The 16,835-nt window shown below is 62.3% G+C and carries 14 protein-coding genes; 7 read left to right on the forward strand and 7 right to left on the reverse strand.

The window, feature by feature from the left end:
* Window positions 1–319 precede the first annotated feature (319 nt).
* Window positions 320–1,753: a DUF6880 family protein gene (locus AQZ50_RS09605; RefSeq protein WP_067745951.1), complete on the forward strand. Its 1,434-nt coding sequence runs from the start codon at window positions 320–322 to the stop codon at window positions 1,751–1,753.
* 66 nt (window positions 1,754–1,819) lie between these two features.
* Window positions 1,820–2,323 (forward strand): hypothetical protein, encoded by a 504-nt coding sequence (locus AQZ50_RS09610; protein WP_082703542.1) that lies wholly within the window; start codon window positions 1,820–1,822, stop codon window positions 2,321–2,323.
* A gap of 289 nt (window positions 2,324–2,612) precedes the next feature.
* On the opposite strand, the gene AQZ50_RS09615 is transcribed toward AQZ50_RS09610, so the two are convergent.
* From AQZ50_RS09615 to AQZ50_RS09630, 4 genes are read right to left on the reverse strand one after another with little or no spacing between them, the layout of a single operon-like run.
* Window positions 2,613–3,206: a flavin reductase family protein gene (locus AQZ50_RS09615; protein WP_369801405.1), complete on the reverse strand. Its 594-nt coding sequence runs from the start codon at window positions 3,204–3,206 to the stop codon at window positions 2,613–2,615.
* A 21-nt stretch (window positions 3,207–3,227) separates the two neighbouring features.
* Window positions 3,228–4,436: a 3-oxoadipyl-CoA thiolase gene (pcaF, locus tag AQZ50_RS09620; protein WP_067745957.1), complete on the reverse strand. Its 1,209-nt coding sequence runs from the start codon at window positions 4,434–4,436 to the stop codon at window positions 3,228–3,230.
* Between the two features lie 11 nt (window positions 4,437–4,447).
* A complete protein-coding gene (locus tag AQZ50_RS09625; RefSeq protein ID WP_067745959.1) occupies window positions 4,448–5,083 on the reverse strand; it encodes a 3-oxoacid CoA-transferase subunit B in 636 nt (211 codons plus the stop codon).
* A 13-nt stretch (window positions 5,084–5,096) separates the two neighbouring features.
* Complete coding sequence (locus AQZ50_RS09630) at window positions 5,097–5,780, reverse strand: 3-oxoacid CoA-transferase subunit A (protein WP_067745961.1); 684 nt, start codon at window positions 5,778–5,780, stop codon at window positions 5,097–5,099.
* 150 nt (window positions 5,781–5,930) lie between these two features.
* Here AQZ50_RS09630 and AQZ50_RS09635 point away from each other — a divergent pair, with 150 nt between their 5' ends.
* Window positions 5,931–6,665 carry an IclR family transcriptional regulator domain-containing protein gene (locus AQZ50_RS09635; RefSeq protein ID WP_231730200.1) on the forward strand — a complete coding sequence of 245 codons (735 nt, stop codon included), beginning with the start codon at window positions 5,931–5,933 and terminating at the stop codon, window positions 6,663–6,665.
* A gap of 108 nt (window positions 6,666–6,773) precedes the next feature.
* Here the strand turns inward: AQZ50_RS09635 and AQZ50_RS09640 are convergent, their stop codons facing one another.
* The 3 genes from AQZ50_RS09640 to AQZ50_RS09650 are packed head-to-tail and all read right to left on the reverse strand — an operon-like array spanning window position 6,774 to window position 11,311.
* Window positions 6,774–8,150 carry an efflux transporter outer membrane subunit gene (locus AQZ50_RS09640; protein WP_231730201.1) on the reverse strand — a complete coding sequence of 459 codons (1,377 nt, stop codon included), beginning with the start codon at window positions 8,148–8,150 and terminating at the stop codon, window positions 6,774–6,776.
* 3 nt (window positions 8,151–8,153) lie between these two features.
* On the reverse strand, window positions 8,154–10,112 hold the full coding sequence (locus tag AQZ50_RS09645) for a MacB family efflux pump subunit (protein ID WP_067746211.1): 1,959 nt from the start codon (window positions 10,110–10,112) through the stop codon (window positions 8,154–8,156).
* 14 nt (window positions 10,113–10,126) lie between these two features.
* Entirely contained in the window at window positions 10,127–11,311 is a 1,185-nt protein-coding gene (locus AQZ50_RS09650; protein ID WP_231730202.1) for an efflux RND transporter periplasmic adaptor subunit, read from the reverse strand.
* 134 nt (window positions 11,312–11,445) lie between these two features.
* On the opposite strand from AQZ50_RS09650, the gene AQZ50_RS09655 reads away from it, so the two are divergent.
* From AQZ50_RS09655 to AQZ50_RS09675, 4 genes are all read left to right on the forward strand, one after another.
* Window positions 11,446–12,147: a response regulator transcription factor gene (locus AQZ50_RS09655; protein ID WP_067745968.1), complete on the forward strand. Its 702-nt coding sequence runs from the start codon at window positions 11,446–11,448 to the stop codon at window positions 12,145–12,147.
* Window positions 12,144–13,457: a HAMP domain-containing sensor histidine kinase gene (locus AQZ50_RS09660; RefSeq protein ID WP_067745970.1), complete on the forward strand. Its 1,314-nt coding sequence runs from the start codon at window positions 12,144–12,146 to the stop codon at window positions 13,455–13,457. Before AQZ50_RS09655 ends, AQZ50_RS09660 begins: the two co-directional genes overlap by 4 nt.
* Before the next feature lie 360 nt (window positions 13,458–13,817).
* Window positions 13,818–14,066, forward strand: a complete 249-nt coding sequence (locus AQZ50_RS09670; RefSeq protein WP_197412438.1) for a hypothetical protein — start codon at window positions 13,818–13,820, stop codon at window positions 14,064–14,066.
* Between the two features lie 182 nt (window positions 14,067–14,248).
* A complete protein-coding gene (locus AQZ50_RS09675) occupies window positions 14,249–16,831 on the forward strand; it encodes a TonB-dependent receptor (RefSeq protein WP_231730203.1) in 2,583 nt (860 codons plus the stop codon).
* Window positions 16,832–16,835: the final 4 nt, after the last annotated feature.

The following is a 16,835-nucleotide window of genomic DNA, read 5'->3' on the forward strand; positions in this document are numbered from 1 at the left end:
CATAACGGACCCTGTCCCGAATTTGCCGATCCAACCGCCTGCACCGATCAGTTGAAGGATGTGCCGCGCGCAATGGTCGTGAAGCCTGTGGCCATCATCTCACCCAGGCCCGCGTCAATGTCACATTGGTCCGCTACAACGGCACGATCCACGACGTCCTGCTGCTCGCCCTCATCGCGTGAACACCGGCGGTACGTGGCTCGGTTGCCCAGGCGACCGAGTTCTTGCGCGGCACATTTGCTGGATAACCCTGATTGACGTTAGCGAATGAACACCCACCTGGCTTGACCGGCACGCACCGCCTTTGCAAAGACAAGGCATGGCTTCCGAAAAGACCCTGAATGCCGCGAATCTGGCTGCGCTTGGTGCGGAGCGTCTGGCGGAGTTGCTGCTCGAATTGGCGACGGGGGATGCGACCGCAAAGCGCCGATTGCGGCTTGAACTGGCCAGTCGCAGCGGCGGCGGTGATGTCGCGGCGGAAATACGCAAGCGACTCGCTGCGATTGCCCGGTCGAAATCCTTTGTCGACTGGCGAAAGATCAGGCCGCTGGCGCAGGATCTCGACATGCAGCGGGCGGCGATCGTGGATCATGTCGCCCCGACCAAGCCCGCCGAAGCCTTTGATCTCCTCTGGCGGTTGCTGGAGATGGCGCCATCGATCTACGAGCGGTGTGATGACAGCAACGGGACGATCGGCAACGTCGTCGCCACCGCTTTGGAAGATCTCGGCACGGTTGCCGGGCATGCGGCACTGGCCCCTGCCAGACTGGCCGAGCGGGTCTTCGCAGGAGTCTGCGCCAACGATTACGGCCAGTTCGACGGTTTGATCGCCCTGATGGCAAAGCCGCTCGGGCGGCAAGGACTGGAAACGCTCAAGGCCATGTTCGAGGGATTGGCCGCCAAGCCGCCCGCAAAGGCGCCATCGGGCGAGCGCCGCGTGATCGGGTATGGCATGGGCGGCCCTCTCTACGAGGACGATTATCTTGCGAGGAACCATGCACGGACAGTCCAGTCGGCGCTGACCGAAATCGCCGATGCGCTGGGCGATGTCGATGGATATATCGCGCGCTTTTCATCGGAAGAACGCGCCAACCCGGCCATCGCCGCGCGGATTGCAGAGCGCCTTTTGGCGGCCGATCGGGCGGCGGAGGCCATGGCGGCGCTGACCGGCGCCGAACCCGAATTCAGGAACGGCAGGCATTGGCCCGATTGGCAACGGGTCCGGATCGAGGCGCTTGATGCCCTGGGACGATCGGACGATGCCCAGAGCGAGCGCTGGGCCATTTTCGAGCGCACGCTGAATGCCGAATACCTTCGGGCCTATATCAAGCGCCTGCCCGATTTTGACGACGAAGAGGCGGAAAACCGGGCTTTGGCCTATGTTGGCCGATATGCAGGATTCAGTCAGGCGCTGGCCTTCCTGGTCGATTGGCCGGCACACGACCTTGCTGCCAAACTCATTCTGGCGCGCCATGGCGAACTCGACGGCAATCACTATGAGCTGCTGACCCCTGCAGCCGACGCGCTGGAGCAACGCCATCCGCTTGCCGCCACGCTGATGCTGCGCGCGATGATCGACTTTTCGCTCACTAACGCCCGTTACAAGCGCTATGGCCACGCCGCCCGCCATCTGCAAACTTGCGCGCACCTTGCCAAACGCATCGAGGATTTCGGGGATCGTCCGGATCATGACGCCTATGCGGCGCACCTCAGGCAGGTTCATGGGCGCAAGACCGGCTTCTGGAATGCATGATTTCGGCGCGAGGCATCGCAACACCCCGACGAACGGACAAAACCAACCGCGATCCAGGGTACGCCCATGACCGACGAAGAAAAGCTCCGCGCAAAACTGCGCAAGATCGAGGCGCTTTATGCAGGCGCGGCAACGCCGGGCGAGAAGATGGCGGCCGGGGCAGCTGCCGATCGCATCCGCCGTCAGTTCGAAACCGCCAGCAAGACCGAGCGCCCCGAAGAGTTCAAGTTCTCAATCCCCGATCCGTGGTCTTACCAGTTCTTCACCGCGCTGTGTCGCAGATACGGTGTCCGCCCGTTTCGCTATCGGCGCATGCACCGCCAGACGGTCATGATCCGGGCGCCCGCCAGCTTTGCGCGCGCCGTGCTCTGGCCTGAATTCGAGGAACTCAGCGACGCGCTGACGCGGCATCTACACGAAATTACCGAGACGATCATCCGTGAGGAGGTGCACACCGCGACCGGGGCCGCCTACTTCGGCAGGGCACCAGCCATCATCCAACAGCGCGAAAGGATCAAGCGACAGACCATCGAGCATCGGCGCTTGCAACACCGCAAGCTCGCCGCCTAAAACACAACCCCAGACGAGGCCTGCCCTCCGCTAATTTACGCCGAAACCTGTGTCGAATGTTCTGACGACGGACACGCACGACAAACATGCGAAACGCGTTCAGCCCGACGCCAAACACGAACTCCTTGCTCGTGCCGTCTTGCAAATTTTCGATCGGTCCAATGTGCGTGCCGGAATCCGGCGCCTGAGGTCGCAGCCGCCACGCATCTGCCGAAGGTGCCATTCCTTGCACTGCTACCACCCTTTTTGAAAGCCGCAGGCCTTGCGCGACTTGGAATGACTTGCCCGATCAAAGCGAGTGCGGGATGCAATAGCCACCCTTGAGGAATACCAGCGGCGAAGTCGTGCCCTGCCCGATCGCTTCGACAGCACCCACCACGAGAAAATGGTCGCCGATTTCCTGAACCGATTGAATGCGACAATCCACCCATGCAGCAATCCCATCGATCAGGGGAAGGCCGCTCGGGCTCGATCCGTGAATGACCTCTGCGAACTTGTCTTCGGCTTTCGAGGAAAAGAGCCTGGAGATATGCGCTTGCTCTGCTGACAGGATATTCGCGCAAAAGCGCCCGGTTTCAGCAATGCGCGACCACGTCGATGATCCTTTGGCGGGAAAAAATCCGACCAGCGGCGGATCGAGGGAAATCGAGGTAAACGTTCCCACGACCATGCCAAACCGATCTTCGCCGTTCAGTGCCGTGATCACGGCAACACTCGTCGGGCAGCATCCCAGCACGTCCCGAAAATTGCGCGGATCGGTTGCAATCAAAGCCGTGCTCATGAAGAAGGCAACTCCCGCAAAGTTCAACATTTTGAATTTCTGTAAAAACTGGCTCTCCATACGTCCAGCGTGAAAGCGGCCACCACGCGGACGGTTCGACATTCCTGCCGCGTAATACCAATCTCAGACGCGTTCGATGGCCAGCGCGAGTCCCATGCCGACGCCGATACAAAGCGTGGCAAGGCCCCGTCTGCCGCCACTTTTCTCCAGTTGGTGGACGAGTGTCATCGCGATGCGCGCGCCCGACATGCCGAGCGGATGGCCGAGCGCAATGGCCCCGCCATTGGCGTTGACATGTGGCGCGTCATCGGAAAGGCCAAGCAGCCGCAGCACTGCAAGGGATTGGCTGGCGAAGGCCTCGTTCAGCTCGATCGCATCGAAATCGCCGATCGTGAATCCCAGCCTTGCCATCAGCTTGCGCGTGGCCGGAACCGGTCCGATACCCATCACACGCGGCTCGACGCCCGATGATGCCATGCCGAGGATGCGCGCGCGCGGATTCAGCCCATGGGCCCTGACCGCCGCTTCGTTGGCGATGATCATCGCGGCGGCACCGTCGTTAATCCCCGATGCGTTTCCGGCGGTAACGGTGCCCTCTGCACCGAACAGCGGCTTGAGCTTTTGCAACGTATCGATCGTCGTGCCGGCACGCGGATGCTCATCGACCGAGACTTCGAACAACGCGTCCTTCCGGTCGCCGCGCACCGCTACCGAAACGATCTCCTCGGCATGGAATCCACTCTGCTGCGCCGCGATCGCACGCTGCTGGCTGCGTAGTGCGAAAGCATCCTGGTCAGTACGGGTAATCTTGTAATCCCCCGCGACATTCTCACCGGTGCGAGGCATCGCCTCCGTACCGTAAAGCGCATCGAGGGCCGGGTTGACGAAGCGCCAGCCCATCGTCGTGTCTTCAAGCTTCTGGCCGCGACCAAAGGCGCCGTCAGCCTTGCCAATCACGAACGGCGCACGTGTCATGCTCTCCACCCCGCCCGCGATGGCGAGCGCCATCTCGTCCGAACGGATCGCGCGCGCCGCTTCGCCCACCGCCTCAAGGCCCGAGGCACACAGGCGGTTGAGAGTTACCCCCGGCACCGTATGCGGCAGGCCGGCCAGCAGCAGACTCATCCGCGCAACGTTGCGATTATCCTCGCCCGACTGGTTGGCGCAGCCATAGAACACTTCCTCGATTGCTGCCGGATCAAGACCTTGATTGCGGGCGAGCAATGCCCGCATCGGCACCGCACCAAGGTCGTCGGCGCGCACATTGGCAAGGCTGCCGCCATAGCGGCCAATTGGCGTGCGGACGGCATCACAGATGAAGGCTTCGGTCATGGCAGATCCTTTCACGCGGCCAGCGACACGCCGGTGAGCTTGCGCAGATCGTCGATGGAAACGCCGTCGACCGCCTCGACGACAAAAGCGCCCTGCGGCCCAACGTCGAACACGCCAAGGTCGGTATAGACGCGCGACACGCAAGCAAGCCCGGTCAGCGGATATGTGCAGGCCGCGACCAGCTTGCTTTCGCCCTGTTTGGTCAGCAGGTCCATCATCACGAACGTCTGCCTCGCTCCGATCGCAAGATCCATCGCGCCGCCCACTGCCGGGATCGCCCCCGGTTCACCGGTATGCCAGTTGGCAAGGTCGCCGTTCACCGAAACCTGAAAGGCGCCGAGCACGCAGATGTCGATGTGCCCCCCGCGCATCATCGCAAAGCTGTCGGCATGATGGAAATAGCAACCACCGGCCAGCAGCGTCACCGGTTGTTTGCCGGCATTGATCAGTTCCCAGTCCTCTTCGCCCGGCGCCGGCGCAGGCCCCATGCCCAGCAGGCCATTCTCGCTTTGCAGAAATATCTCGCGCTCCGGCGGCAGATAGTTGGCGACTTTGGTAGGCAGGCCGATGCCAAGATTGACATAGGAACCTTCAGGAATGTCGCGGGCGACGCGGGCGGCCATCTGGTCGCGGTTCAGGCGGTTCATCGGCAGTCCTTGCTCAAGCGGCCACAACGGCGGCCGGCGCGATTTCGACAACGCGCTGGATAAAGATACCCGGCGTCACCACCGCCTCGGGATCGAGCGCGCCCAACGGCACGATTTCGGCGACCTGGGCGATCGCCGTCCTTGCCGCCATGGCCATGATCGGCCCGAAATTCCGCGCCGTCTTGCGATAGACCAGGTTCCCCCAGCGATCGCCCCGGTGCGCCTTGATCAGCGCGAAATCGGCGTGAATCGGGTATTCGAGCACATAGTGCCGGCCGTCGATCTCGCGGGTTTCCTTGCCCTCGGCCAGCAGCGTACCATAGCCGGTGGGCGTGAAGATCGCGCCAAGCCCCGCCCCGGCCGCCTGAATACGCGCCGCAAGGTTGCCCTGCGGCACCAGTTCCAGCTCGATCGTTCCGGCACGATAGGCGGCATCGAAATGCTGCGAGTCGGCCTGGCGCGGAAAGGAACAGATGACTTTCCTGACGCGCCCTTCGCGGATCAGCGCGGCCAGGCCGGTCTCGCCATTGCCGGCGTTGTTGTTGATTATGGTAAGATCGCCGACACCGCGCGCGATCAGCGCATCGATCAACTGGTCGGGCATGCCCGCCGTGCCGAAGCCGCCGATCATCACTGCGGCACCGTCGAAAATATCCGCGACCGCCGCTTCGGCGCTCGCCGCTTGTTTGTCGATCATGCGATTCTCCTGCGGCCGTTCGACATCGCATCCGTGAGGCCGACTTGCACTTGCGTCAACCGATAACCGATGTATTAACCGATAATCGGTTATATGGAGAAATTGATGTCGCACGATGAAACACTGGACGCGAATGGCGACCCGGAGTTCATGACATCCCTCGCGCGCGGGTTGGCAGTGCTGCGCTGTTTTGCCGACGAGCGGCGGCCGATGACGATCGCTCAGGCCAGTCGGCTGACCGGTCTCAGCCGGCCTGCGGTCAAGCGTTGCCTGCACACTCTGGCAAGGCTCGGATATGCCTCTCACGAGGATACGCGATACATGTTGCAGCCAAAGGTGCTGTCGCTTGGCCACGCCTATCTGTCGTCGAGCACACTTGCGGTCAGAGCACAGCCGTTGCTCGACCAGTTGCGCGACGAACTGCACGAATCCTGTTCGCTCGGGGTGATCGAAGAGGATGAAGTTACGTATATCGCGCGCGCCGAAGTCTCTCGCATCATGTCGATCGCGTTGCGGGTCGGCAGTCGGCTCCCGCTCTATTGCACCTCGATGGGCCGGGTGCTGCTTGCCGCGCAACCGAAGGCCGATCAGGAGGCTTATCTGGCGCGAACCAGGCTGGAGGCGTTGACGGAACGAACCGAGACATCTCCTCGCGCGCTGCTGGCCATCTTCGACCAGGTGGCGGTGAACCGCTTTGCCATGGTCGATCAAGAGCTCGAGCCGGGTCTGCGTTCGATCTCGGTTCCGGTGGTCTCGGCGCGCCATGTCGTCGCGGCGATCAATGTAGGGACGCAGGCCGCCCGCGTGTCCCCGGCAGAGATGCGATCCCGCTATCTACCTGCCTTGCGCCGGATCGCCCACGATCTTGGCCAACTGTGCGCATGATCCATAACAGGGTTCACGGACTAGCGGTGGGATAAAGGCTTTCCGCACCACTTTCGCTAAACGTTTCGGGAACTGAAATTCAAACCGAGACACTGCGGAAGCCCGAGATTATCCCCCCAAGGCAAGATGGACTTGGGTTTGGGCGACCAACCGGTGATAGCGGTTGGCGATCAGGTCGCTTTGTGCGGTGCGGCGACGACTTTGCGCGTCAAGCAGACCGCGCAGCGCGATGGCCCCTGCGCGATATTGCCGATCATAGAGAGTTTCGGCATCGCGGGCGGCTGCGAGATTGCTATCCAGATAGCCGGCCTGACGCCCATATTGATCGCGCGCCGAAAGCGCGATTTCCGTGTCGCGCAAAGCGTTGTAGAAAGTCTGGCGGAAGGTCTGCGCCGCGATGTCATAGTCTGCGCGGGCAATGCCGATCCCCAGCCGCACCTTGGCGGGATTGAGTTCGGCTATCGACAAGGCCGCGCCCAGACTGGCCGCCGGATCACTGAACATCTTGAGCAGCGCCGATCCGGTAGTCCCCAGCGCCCCGGTCAGGGTAAGCGCGGGATAATAGCTCAGCTTTGTAGCGTCGCTGGTGGCCAGCGTGGCGCGTAAGCGCAGTTCGGCAGCGGCCAGATCGGGGCGCCGGGCAAGCAGGCTGGCGGGAAGGCCCTCGGCAATCGCGGGCAGATCGCCGGTGGGCATGGCCTTGGGCTCGGCCTCATCATAGGACTGCTGATCCAGCAGCGCGGCCAGCGTCTTGAGCGCTTCGGCGCGCGCCTCGATCAACTGAGTCTGCGTGGCCTCCTGCGCAGCGACCGTCTGTTCGGCATCGCGCAGATCGAGCCGCGATACCGCGCCTGCCCGATACTGCCGCTGCACCAGTTCAAGCAGTCGGTGAACATAGCTCAGGCTATCCTGCCCCAGCGCGATCTGTTCATTGGCATAGCCCAATTCCCACCACGCCTCGACCGTGGTGCCGATCAGCGCGAGGCGGGTGTTGGCCAGATCGGCGGCGCTGGCCTTGGCCTTCCATTCTGCGGCGTCGATCTGGGCATCCAGTTTGCCAAACAGGTCGATTTCCCAGGATGCGCTGAGCGAGGTGGTGCTGGCATTGCTCCGAACACCGCCTGCGGCCAGCTCCTTGGTGGATGTGGTTCCGCCGCTGGCCGAAATGCCGGGCAGCAATCCCTGCCGAGCCAGCGCCGCCGTCATCCGCGCCTGTTTCAGCGTCAGCCCCGCCGCCGCCAGATTGGCATTGCGCGCCAACACATCCTCCACCAGCCTGGACAGTGCGGGATCGGCAAATTCGTTCCACCATGGGCCGCTGCCGCTGGTCGTGCCCGTAGCAGCCACCGCAAAACGCGCATCGGTGGCCAGCACCGGCGTTTGATAATGCGTGCGCGTCAGCGCCGCGCAGCCGCCGGTTGCCATCAGCGCGGCGGACAGCAACACGCGCATGAGCCCGCGCGGGGAAAAGACAGGATCAGCCACGGGTCAGTCTCGCGATAGGGCTTCGACCGGGTCCAGCTTGGCCGCCCTGCGCGCAGGGAGAAAGCCGAACACCACGCCGATGAGGGTGGAACACAAAAAGGCAGAGACGATCGACAGGGCCGAATAGGACAACTGAAAGCTGGTGCTGAACAGTTTGAAGCCAAGCCCCACTACGAACGATAACAATACCCCCACCACGCCGCCGACCAGACAGACCAGCACCGCCTCGATCAGAAATTGCTGCAAGATGTCGGACTGGCGGGCCCCCACCGCCATGCGCACACCGATCTCGCTGGTGCGCTCGGTGACGGAAACCAGCATGATATTCATCACCCCGATACCGCCTACCGCCAGGGAAATCACCGCAATGGCTGCGACCAACAGGGTCATCGTGCCGGTGACATTGGTGATCGTCTTGCGAATATCGTCAGAGTTGGAAATGAAGAAATCGGTCGTACTATGCCGCTTGGACAGCAGCGCGGTGACAGCCACTTCTGCAGCGGCTGTCGGTGTGTTATCGTTCACCCGTACGGTGATGCTCGACAGATAGGCTTGCCCGAGCATCCGGCTCATCACCGTGGTATAGGGTGCATAGACAGTCAGATTGTCGCTACCACCAAAGCCTTGCTGCTGGGTGCCCACTACGCCGACAATGCGCACCGGCACATTGCCCAGCACAACCACCACGCCCAGCGGATCCTCGCCATGGGGAAATAGCGTCTTCTGCGTATTCTGGTCGATGACCACCACTTGCTCCAGCGTCTTTACGCTGCTGGCATCGAACAAGCGGCCGGATTTCAATTCCAGCCCACGAACGCGGAAATAGGCCTCGCCCACGCCGTTGACTTGCGATGTGGCGGTGATGTTGCGATAGCGCGCGGTAACGCTGGTCGCAACGCTGGGCGTGGCGCTGTCCACATAGGAAAGCTGCGCCAGCGCATCGGCATCCGCATCGCGCAAGGTCTCGATCTTGGCCGAGAGCGTGTCGCCAAAGCTCTTGCCCGGATAGATGGTCAGCGTGTTGGTGCCCAGACTCGATATGTCGGCCAGAATGCGCTGCTGCGACCCGTTGCCCAACGCCACCACGGAGACTACCGAGGCGATACCGATGATGATCCCCAGCATGGTCAGAAAGGTGCGCAGCTTGTGCGCCGCCATCGCGAGCAGCGCCATGTTGAAAGCTTCGCGCAGCCGGTCAAGCATCTGTTGCCATACGGTGCCATCATGGGGTGGCGGCTCGGGCAATTTGACAGTGGGAACAAAGGCGTGATCGCGGGTATCGGAAATGATCGCGCCATCGCGAATCTCGATGATGCGCTCGGCGTGTTTGGCCACACCCATGTCGTGCGTGACGAGGATGACGGTGTGGCCTTCGGCGTGGAGTTGATCGAGAATCTGCATGACCTCGGCCCCACTGGCGGAATCGAGCGCGCCGGTGGGCTCATCGGCAAAGATCACCTCGCCACCATTCATCAGCGCACGCGCGATCGACACCCGCTGCTGCTGCCCGCCCGAAAGCTGGCCCGGCTTGTGATCCGAGCGCTCGGTCAGCCCCAGACGGGTCAGCAACTGGCTGGCCCGGGCAGACCGTTGCGCCCGGTCACGCCCTGAATAGACCGCAGGCACCTCGACATTGGCTGCCGCCGACAGATCACCCAGCAGGTGATAGCGCTGAAAGATAAAGCCGAAATGCTCGCGTCTGAGCGCCGCCAGTTCATCAGGCTCCAGATCGCTGGTGGCGCGGCCATTGACCTTGTAAATGCCGCTGGTCGGGCGGTCGAGACAGCCCAGGATGTTCATCAGGGTCGATTTGCCCGATCCCGACTGCCCGACGATCGCCACCATTTGACCAGCGCGGATTTCCAGGTTGATATCCTTGAGCGCGGCAAACACGCCATCGCCCGAGGGATATTCGCGCCGGACTTGCACCAGCGACAGGAGTGGATGCGAGGTATCCGTCATGACTTGCGCCTCCATCACGCCCCGGGCGCCCCCATCATCGGCTTGCTGGTGGTCGTTGTCCCCGCCTTGGCCTCGCCGGCCACCACTTGTTCGCCCTCCTTCAAGCCGGAGAGCACTTCGACATTCACATTGTTGTCCAGCCCGGCAGTGATCTTGCGCTGGGTAATCACGCCATCCTTGTCCTTGACCCGCACACTATAGCTGCCGTCGGCAGCCCGCGCGCCCAGCGCCGAGGAAGGGATGATCAGGGCCCGCGTGTGCCGGGCCTGAAGGACGGTCACCTTGGCAGTCATCAGCGCCCGCAACCGGCCGTCGGCGTTGGGCACATCGAAGAGGGCGTCATAATAGATCGCGGTGGTCGATGTGTTGTTGGTGGTGGTCCCGGTGTTCGTGGCAGTGTTCACCTCGTCCACGATGGAGGCGGGCGCGGGCTTGATCAGCCGCAATTTGCCCTCATACTTCTTGTCCGGATCGCCCAGAATGGTAAAATAGGCCGACTGGTTGACGCGCACGTTGATGACGTCGGCCTCCGAAACTTGCGCCTTGACCGTCATCTGATCAAGCTTGGCCAGCACCACGATGGTCGGCGCCGACTGCACGGCGTTGACGGTCTGTCCCTGCTTGGTGACCACAGAAACCACCACGCCATCCATCGGCGCGGTGATCTTGGTATAGCCCAATTGCACTTGCGCGGTGTTGACGGCCACGATGGCCGAACGGGTCTGCGCGGCCAGCGAGTCACGGCTGGCTTGCGCGGCTTGCAGATCGGCGCGGGCGGCTTCGAAATCGGCCTGTGACGTCGCCTCGCCGGCGCCCATCATTTTCTGCCGCGCAAAAGCCAGCTTTTTCTGTGCCAGGGTGGCGTCGGTGCTGGCCAGTTGGGCTTGCATGTTGGCAAGATTGGCCTGCGCGGTCTTGAGGCTGTTGTTCTCCGTCTGCGCATCGATCAGCGCGATGGGATCGCCTTTGCGCACCGTATCGCCATAAGTGACATAGAGTTCTTCGATTCGGCCCGAAACCTGCGCGCCAACACCCACCAACTCTTTTGGCTCAAGCGTGCCGGTGGCCTCCACCGTCTTTTCCAGCGTGCCCCGCCGCACTGTGGCCAACACCAGTTCCGGGTCGGCCGGGCTGGCGAACAGGAATTTCCAGATGAGGATCAGAAGGAGCAGCACCGCCACAACGATGCCGCCAATCACAAGGCGATGTTTCTTGAACATGGCCGCGAATATAGGCTGGGCAATCGCGGATGAGAGTAAAGACTTCGCAAGGGAAGTGTAAAGTTTCCGCAAAGAGCGCAGACAGGGTGCAGGCTTTGCGGCAGGGAACAGGCGTGACGGAAACCGCCAAACGGATATTGCTGGTCGATGACGATCTCGATCTGGGCGCCTTGCTTCGGGAATATCTCGAAAGCGAGGGTTTTCGGGTGGACCTCGCGGGCAATGGTGTGCGAGGCGTCGAGCTTGCCCTGACCGGGGGCTATGACGCGGTTGTTCTCGACATCATGATGCCCCGCCTCAACGGCATCGAAGCTCTGCGCCAGTTGCGCGAGCAAAGCGATGTGCCGGTGCTGATGCTGACCGCCCGGGGCGACGAGGTGGACCGGGTGATCGGCCTCGAACTGGGGGCGGACGATTATCTGGCCAAGCCCTGCTATCCGCGCGAGTTGGTGGCTCGTCTGCGCGCCATTCTGCGCCGCCATTCGCCTGCAAGGCAGGCCGCGCCCGATTTGAAGATGCTGCGCCTTGGCAATCTGGTGATCCAGATTTCTGCGCGCGAGGCGCTGTGGGGCGATACGACACTCGACCTGACCCCCACCGAATTCAACATTCTGGTGGTTCTCGCCCGCGCCGGCGAGGCCATCTCCACCAAGGATGAACTGTCGCAGCGTGCCTTGGGGCGTGTGCGCCAGTCCTATGACCGCAGCGTGGATGTCCATGTCAGCAATCTGCGGCTCAAGCTGGAAGCGGCGTCGCGTGGCGCGCTGGGGGTAGAGACAGCGCGCAGTGTCGGCTATCGATTGCGGGTCCAATGAGCGGGGCTGGTATCAGCCGGCACAGACTGTTCGGCAAGATCCTGCTGGCCTTCCTCCTCACCTATCTGGCTATCACCCAGACGGTTTGGCTGGTCTATGCGCTGGGCGACAAGCGTGATCCGCCCGAAATGGTAATGGCGCGCGAGATCGGGCCGAGCGCGCTGGAGGCGGGGGCGCAGGCGCTGGCGCGCGGCGGTGCCCCGGCCTTCACTGAAGCCCTGACGCATCTGTCGCCCCTCATGCGTGGTCATCTTGGCGCCTATCGCACTGCCCCCCTTGCCCCTCCCATGGGGCAGGCCATGCTGACGCGTCAGGCCATCGCACCTGATGGTCAGGTCTGGCATCTCCGCTTTACCTATCGCAGAGACGGCATGGCCAGTCTGGCGATGCACACCCCGCCCGAGGTGTTGCTGCTGGGGCTGATCGCAGGGTTGATCTTCAGCGCAGCGCTCGCTTGGTATTTGCTGCTTCCCATCAATCACATGCGTTTTGCGTTTGCGCAGTTGGCGCAAGGCGCACTCTCCACTCGCCTGTCGCCCAGGATCGGAAAAAGGCGCGACGAAATTGCCGATCTGGGTCGCGATTTCGACCAGATGGCGCAGCGTCTGGAAAATCTCGTGGCCGACCGCGACCGCCTGCTGCATGATGTGTCACACGAGTTGCGCTCGCCGCTGGCGCGGATACAACTGTCCATTGCGCTCGCGCGCCAGTCGCCAGAGCGCATCGGGCCCGCCATGGACCGCATGGAAATCGAAATTGCACGGATCGATGCAATGGTTGGCGAATTGTTGATACTGGCCCGCGCCGAGCATGATCAAGCCGCTGGCGAAGACTATTTCGACGTGGCAGGCGTGGCCGCAAGCGTGGTTGAGGATGCCCGCTATGAGGCCCAGGTAAAGGCAGTGACCATCGCCTTGACAGGGGTCGAGGCAGATCAGGAATGGCCGCTGGTGCGCGGCAATTCCGAACTGGTGCGCCGCGCCCTCGAAAATGTCTTGCGCAATGCCCTGCGCTATTCACCGCAAGGCGGCAGGCTTGAAGTCGAAGTCACCTTTGGCGCCTCCGCCCGGTTGTTCCGCATTCGGGTGTGCGATCAGGGGCCAGGTGTGAGCGCGCACCTGCTGACCACGATGTTCGAGCCCTTTGTGCGCGGTGAGGGCACAACCGATGAGGCCGGATCATTGGGGGCTGGTTTGGGGCTTGCCATTGCTTCGCGCGCAATCGCCGCGCATGGTGGGCGTATTTCGGCGTCCAATCGCCGTGATAGCGGCTTGCGGATCGATATCGAGATACCTGCTGCCGATGCGTGATGCCTTGCGTCCTTGACCTCAACACGATGAGGCAACCTGTCTGCCGTAGTGGGTCGACCGCTCGAGAGTAGTCAGATTTCCGGCCAGTTGGGAACGACGGACTGGCGCGCCGTGGGACCGGTTGGTCCCCGTCGTCAGCATTCTGGCCAAAAACGGAGACAACTACCGCCTCAAACAGTCCGCCCACCACCGCTGCCCCGAACGCCGGCGAGATATTCCCGACACCTCCCCCGCATCTCCATCACGGCCGCCATGCGGAAACTCATTGTCACCGCAAACGCTCGGCCCAAGGCTGACCGCTGCTGGCAGCGATCTCTCACTTGATCGTCACGGATACCAAGCTCCTTTTCCAGGCCGGTGATGCTGCGCGACATTTACGGGTGTGTGCTGGATGAACCGGCAACCGGTCCCTGGTTCGGCGTTCGATACTCGCCAACGACGTTCGGTATTTTTGAGGCGTTCCCAAACATCGCGGGCCGGGACGCGCACGTGGCGGGTGGAGGCGGCGATATCTTCCGCGACAATCCCCGGATGAACGAGATTCTCGCCTGTCCTGCCCACGTTTACCGGGTGGACGTGCTCTTCAATAAGGCGACAGTTGGAAAGTAGCGCTGGGACGTAGCCATTCGGCGTATCCCTGAGCGGCGCGACGCTTCGCGGACTCGTTCTTGCGGTAAATTTTTTCGATCGCCCACTGACGATCCGGCTCTGCCGTACGTCTATGCATTGAAACCGGACGTGATCCGCCCCGTGGGGAACGGGGCGAACGGCCGGACAGGGGAACACATGACATGAGGTGGAAATCGAACTCCGGGCTGTCGATGCCGGCATTGATGGTCGCCGCCGCCGCGATGGCCTTGCCGGTTGCGGGCCAATGCCAGCCGCGTGGATTCAATATCCCCGTTCAGCCTCTTTCGGCGGCGCTTCTGGAATTCTCGCGCCAGTCGAGCGAACTCGTGGTGGTCGCCGGCGCGCTGACGGCCGACAAGCGCTCGCACGCCGTCAAGGGGCACATCGAAAGCGAGGCCGCCATACGCGAAATGCTGCGCGGCACGGGCTTGCTCGCCGTCCGCAATCCGCAAGGGGGCTATCGCGTGGTGCCCGGTTCGCCTCAACCCGACCCCAGCGCCGAACAAGTGTCGAACCAGGAAGCGCCAAGCATCATCGTGACCGGGGCGCAACGGCGTGACCAGCAGATCCTGAAGGTTCCCGCCAGCATTTCGGCATACGACAAGGCGGCGATGGACCGCCAAGGGGTGCGGTCGGTCGACGATCTGGTGCGCCTGACACCCGGCCTCAGCAACATTGCGACGTCGAGCTATGGCGGCGAAACCATTTCCATTCGCGGAATCAATTCCAACACCGGCGCATCGACCACCGGGATCTACATCGACAACACCCCGATCCAGACGCGGAACTATCTGGGCGTCGTCAACAACACGTATCCGCTGGTCTTCGATCTCGACCGGGTCGAAGTCTTGCGCGGGCCGCAAGGTACGCTGTTCGGATCGGGGTCGGAAGGCGGCGCTGTGCGTTTCGTCACGCCAACGCCTTCGCTCAATCAAACGCGGGTCTATGGCCGGGCCGACGTGAGCGCGACCCAGGGCGGCGATCCCAGCGGCGAATTCGGCGTCGCGCTCGACACGCCCATCGAGCAGGATCGCATCGGTCTTCGCCTGAGCGCGTGGGGGCGCCATACGGGCGGCTATATCGACCGGGTATCGCCCGATATCGGCGCCCTGCTGGCAAGCAACACCAACAGCGAAAATGACATGGCGTTCCGCGCCGAAATGCGCATCATCGCGACCGATCGGCTGACCATCACGCCCAGCGTGTTCTATCAGGAAACCCGTCGCAACGACATCGACCTGTTCTGGCCCGCGGCGGGGCTTTACAAGTCGACATACGGCATGTCCCAGCCTGATCGCGACCACTTCGTCCTGCCCGTGCTGAACCTCGATTACGACGCCGGATCGTTCAGCGTAAAATCCGTGACGTCCTATTACGACCGTCATGGCGACCGGACCGAAGACTATGCCCCCCTGTCGATCGGCGCATTGACCGGCGGCGCGCAGACTTATGTGCCAGGCGTCGATTTTCACGAACGCAGCGACACCCTGACGCGCCAGCGCAACTGGTCCGAGGAACTGCGCCTGACATCGCGCGATGCAGGGCATGCCCGTTTCAGCTGGGTCCTGGGATTGTTCCTTCAAAACAGCACGCAACATTATGACCAGAGCGAGGTCGACAATATCGGCGATCTGATCCCGGTGCTGTTTCCGGGGTGGACGACGGAAACGTTCTACGGTCGCGGCCAGTTGCCGGGCCATGTCAGTTTTGTCGAGGCGCTGACCTATCAGACCAACGAGCGCGCGGTGTTCGGCGATGCAAGCTATCGCATCACGGACAGGCTGAAGGCGTCTGTCGGGGTGCGCGTCGCGCACAACAGTTTCAGCTTTGTCGACAATCAGGATGGCCCCTTCGTAGGGGCCGAGGCGCTGCATTACAGCGGACAGCAGAGCGAAACGCCGGTCACCCCGCGTTTCAACTTGTCCTATCAGGCCGGCTCGGCCCAGATCTATGCCACCGCTGCCAAAGGGTATCGTATCGGCGGGGCGAACCCGCAGGTTCCCACGACATGTGCGGGCGATCTGGCGACGCTGGGTTTGACCGCGGTGCCCTCCACTTACAAATCCGACAGCCTGTGGAGCTATGAAGCAGGCGCAAAGGGCAAGTTCCTGGGTGGCAAGCTCAACGTCGCGGGCAGCCTGTTCTGGGTGGACTGGAACGGAATTCAGGCCAATGTGCCGCTGCCTTCGTGCGGTTTCGGGTACAACGCCAATCTGGGCAAGGCCGCGAGCCGTGGGTTCGATTTTCAGCTCGATGCAAAGCCGATGCATGGGCTGACCCTTTCGGCGGCCATCGGCTATACCAAGGCGACCTATCGCGCGGACGTTTATGGCGCGGTTCCCGATGGCAGCACCAGCGCGATTCTGCTTGCCAAAAAGGGCGACGATCTGGGCACGCCCGATTTGCAATCGTCGTTCAGCGGGGAATATGCCCATGACATTTCCGCAACGACTTCTGCCTATTTCTATGGGGCCTGGCAATATTCCAGTGCGTATCATCGCACGGGTTCGGAAGCCGTAAATGGCTATAACGCGTATACCTACCGTGGCGCAGCGCTTAACAGTGTGAATTTGCGCGCCGGAGCACGTCATGGAGCGTGGGATATTTCAGCCTATGTGTCCAACATGCTGAACAGCCGGTCCTACACCTACTATTACCGCGCGCAGGCCGATGTGGACAATGGCGCGCGCGCCATGACCATGCGGCCGCGCACCATCGGCCTGACCGCCACGTTTCGTAACTGAAAGC

This window comes from Novosphingobium sp. Fuku2-ISO-50, from assembly GCF_001519055.1.
GTDB lineage: Bacteria > Pseudomonadota > Alphaproteobacteria > Sphingomonadales > Sphingomonadaceae > Novosphingobium.